The 3,485-nt window shown below is 69.5% G+C and carries 4 protein-coding genes; 3 read left to right on the top strand and 1 reads right to left on the bottom strand.

Features of this window, described 5'->3' with window-relative positions; translation table 11 throughout:
• Together J0695_RS37750 and J0695_RS37745 are read left to right on the top strand one after the other, a co-directional pair.
• Nucleotides 1–551: Na+/H+ antiporter NhaC family protein (locus J0695_RS37750; RefSeq protein ID WP_277990091.1), on the top strand; the 551-nt coding region annotated here is incomplete at its 5' end.
• Nucleotides 552–614: 63 nt separating this feature from the next.
• Nucleotides 615–1,187 carry a nitrobindin family protein gene (locus J0695_RS37745; RefSeq protein ID WP_206969322.1) on the top strand — a complete coding sequence of 191 codons (573 nt, stop codon included), beginning with the start codon at nucleotides 615–617 and terminating at the stop codon, nucleotides 1,185–1,187.
• Here J0695_RS37745 and J0695_RS37740 read toward each other — a convergent pair.
• The gene (locus J0695_RS37740; RefSeq protein WP_206969321.1) at nucleotides 1,171–1,776 is read right to left on the bottom strand and encodes a sigma-70 family RNA polymerase sigma factor; all 606 of its coding nucleotides are present in this window, start codon (nucleotides 1,774–1,776) and stop codon (nucleotides 1,171–1,173) included. The genes J0695_RS37745 and J0695_RS37740 overlap by 17 nt on opposite strands.
• Nucleotides 1,777–1,853: 77 nt before the next feature.
• Here J0695_RS37740 and J0695_RS37735 point away from each other — a divergent pair, with 77 nt between their 5' ends.
• Entirely contained in the window at nucleotides 1,854–2,681 is an 828-nt protein-coding gene (locus tag J0695_RS37735) for an alpha/beta fold hydrolase (RefSeq protein WP_206969320.1), read from the top strand.
• Nucleotides 2,682–3,485: the final 804 nt, after the last annotated feature.

The following is a 3,485-nucleotide window of genomic DNA, read 5'->3' as shown; positions in this document are numbered from 1 at the left end:
CGAACGGGTTCGACATCGCCTCGGGTGTCCCGCAGATCGACGCCCTGCTGTCCCGGGGCGGTATGGACAGCATGCTTTTGACACTCTGGCTCATCATCGGGGCGGTCACCTTCGGCGCGCTCCTGGAGGAGTTCGGCCTCATCGCCCGGCTGGTCGATCCGCTGATCCACTCGGCCAAGAGCACGGGAAGGCTCTTCGTCACCGTGTTCGCCTGTGCCTTCGGGCTGAACATCGTCGCGGGTGACCAGTACATCGCTCTCGTACTGCCCTCGCGGGTGTTCCGGCTGGAGTTCGAGAGGCGACAGCTCGCACCGACCAACCTGTCCCGGCTCGCCGCCGACAGCGGCACGGTCACGTCTGCGCTCGTTCCGTGGAACTCCTGCGGGGCGTTCATGGGCGCCGTGCTCGGCGTACCCACGCTGTCGTACGTGCCGTACGCGATCTTCAACTACGCCAGCCCCATTCTGAGCGTCATCTACGGCATCACCGGCTTCAAGATCGAAAAGCTCGCACCGGATGAGGCCGAGGCAGGCGCCCCCGCCGGTCGGTAGCGGAAGCGGACCGAAGCCTTAGGCTTCGACTCGCCACCGGCCCCGATCCCAGGAGCGCACACCGTGTTCGACCCCGCACCGGAGTACCCGTACCCCGAGAGCCACCGACCGGACGAGGCGCCCGCACCGCACGCGCTGCTCGCTCCCGTGATCGGCCTCATCGGAACCTGGCGCGGCCGGGGGCAGGGCGAATACCCCACGATCGACGGGGAGTTCACGTACGCGCAGGAGGTCACCTTCGCGCACGACGGTCGCCCCTTCCTCCGCTACGAGGCCCGCGCCTGGCTGCTCGACGCCGACGGTGCTCCGCTGCGCCCGTCGGCCAGGGAGAGCGGCTGGTGGCGGCTTCAGCCCGACGGGCGGGTGGAGGCTCTGATCACCCAGCCCACCGGCATCGCGGAGATTCTGGTCGGCACGGCCGACGGCAACTCGGTCGATCTGTCCACGCACGAGGTCGCCCTCACGCCCACCGCCAAGGACGTCAACGCCACGCGCCGCCGCTACTCCCTCGCCGACGACGGCACGCTCGCGTTCGCCCACGACCTCGAGGCGGTCGGACAGCCCTTGCAGCACCATCTCTCGGCGCAGCTGCGTCGCAGCAAGCAAGAGGGGGAAGTTCTCAGGATTCGCCCCTGAGCCGGTCGCGCTGGAGCTGATGGGCGAGCGTGCGGCGCACCGAGGCCGGTGCGGTGGCCGGGGGCGTCTTCGCGGGGACGTCGAGACCGCGGCTGATCTCGTCGTACGCGGCCTGGTAACCGGCGTCCGTCCGGTCCGGGTGGGCCCTCAGGTCCTCCTCCACGAGGCGCCGCAGTTCGTCCACGTTCTGGGGGGTGAAGCGCTTCTTTCCCCGGGCGAGGGCGTCGACACAGCGCGTGCAGCGGGCGGTGTCGTAGAAGGCCTCGGAGATCTCCTCGGCGAGGCCCCAGAGCCGTCCTTCGAGCCACGGGATGTCGTGCTGGTCGAGTGCGAGGCCCATCGGCGGGAGCGGATCGTCCGACCCGTGCTTCGCCATCTGCTTGGACACGGCGGGCTGGCTCATGCCGGTGAGTCCGGCGATCTTCTCCTGGGTCCAGCCGAGGCCGGCGAACAGTTTGATCATTTCGGTGCGCAGCTTCCGCATGTCCTCGCCGGCGCGGATGACGTCGTTCATGTGCGCGAGCATCCGCCCGGCCTGCGCCTCGGTGAGTGCACCGGGGCTCTGCTGACTTCCCTCTTCGCCTGCCACCACTCGGTTATACACCGCTGACGGGTCCCGGTCATAACCAGGTTGTATAACGCGGTTATGACTGGGACCATCGAGCCATGCCCTTCTTCTCCGCAACTGACGGAACCCTGCTCTCCTACCGTGTGACCGGCGACGGCGTACCGGTCGTCTGCGTCCCCGGAGGTCCTGCTGACTCCGCGTACCTCGGTGACCTCGGCGGCCTGTCCGCGCACCACCGGCTGATCGTGCCGGATCTGCGCGGCACCGGTGCGTCGGCGATCCCCGAGGACACCTCTTCGTACCGCTGTGACCGCCTGGTCGACGACCTGGAGGCGCTGCGCGCACACCTCGGCCTGGACAGGATTCGGCTGCTCGGCCACTCCGCCGGAGCCAATGTCGTGACGCAGTACGCGGCCCGGTTCCCGGAGCGCGTGGACAGGCTCGCCCTGATCACGCCCGGTGTGCGCGCTGTCGGCATCGACATCACCGGCGAGACGCGGCGCGATCTCGCGCTGCTCAGGAAGGGCGAGCCGTGGTTCCCCGAGGCGTACGCCGCCCTGGAGGCCCTCACCGAAGGAAGGGGCGGCGACTGGGAGGCCATCGCCCCCTTCTCCTGGGGCCGTTGGGACGCCGCGGCCCAGGCGCACCACGCGGCGGGACAGCCGGACAACGAGGAGGCCGTCGCGCTCTTCGGGGCCGAGGGCGCCTTCGACCCGGCACGCACGCGTGCTGCGCTCGCGGGCTTCGAGGCGTCCGTCCTGCTGCTCGCCGGGGAGTTCGACCTCAACAGTCCTCCCCGGTCGGTGGCCGAGTTCGCCGGGCTGTTCCCCGACGCGTCGAACGTGGTGCAGCCGGGGGCGGGCCACTACCCCTGGGTCGACGACGCCGACCGGTTCGTGGCGGTCACGGCGGACTTCCTCGGGTGACATGACGGACCCGGGCGCCGGGAGCGGGTGCTCCCGGCGCCCGGGAACAGGTCAGTTCACCTGGAGGGTGACGTCATCCACGACGTACGAGCTCTGCAGAGCCTGGTCCTCCACTCCGTTGAACTTCAGGACGACGGTCTGCCCGGCGAAGCGGGAGACGTCGAACGACTTCTGTACGTACCCGGATGCGGCATCCAGGTTGGAATAGCTCGCCAGCGTCTGGCCGCCCACCGAGACGGTGAAGACGTCATAGGCGACGTTCTCGGTCTCGTCGGTGTCGATGTGCTGATAGAAGGAGAGCCGGTAGGCGGAGCACCCGGACGGAATCGCCAGCGACTGCGAGACGCTGTCCGTGCGGGGGGATCCCCAGCCGTTCAGCCATGCCATGTACGACCCGCTGCGCGGCGATTCACCGGCCTGGTCGNNGAAGCCGCCGTTGACGACCAGTTGGCGCGGCGTGCAGGTCGAGCTGCCGCCGACGGTCAGCGTGTAGGTGGTGCTGTGGCTGACCGTTCCCGATCCGGTGACCGTCAGGGTGTACGTACCCTGCGGGGCGCTCGCGCCCGCCTGCACGGTGAGCGTCGATGAGCTCCCGGACTGTACGGACGTCGGGCTGAGGCTCGCGGTCACATCGCTGGGTGCGCCCGCGACCGACAGCGCGACGGTCTGCGCGGAGCCGCTCACCGTCGCCGTGTTCACCGTACTGGTCACACTGGCGCCCGGGTTGACGCTGCCCGATGCCGGGCTGGTGGAGACGGAGAAGTCCTGCGCGGGAGTGCCGCTGCCGACGGCCTGCTTCCAGAC

Source organism: Streptomyces beijiangensis (assembly GCF_017315755.1).
Taxonomy (GTDB): Bacteria; Actinomycetota; Actinomycetes; order Streptomycetales; family Streptomycetaceae; genus Streptomyces; species Streptomyces beijiangensis.
The sequence above is the reverse complement of the archived record's forward strand: the minus strand, read 5'-3'. Positions and strand labels throughout refer to the sequence as shown.

Excerpts from the sequence above, each read along its gene's own strand:
- J0695_RS37735 (WP_206969320.1), top strand. The coding sequence starts at position 1,854 with ATGCCCTTCTTCTCCGCAACTGACGGAACCCTGCTCTCCTACCGTGTG.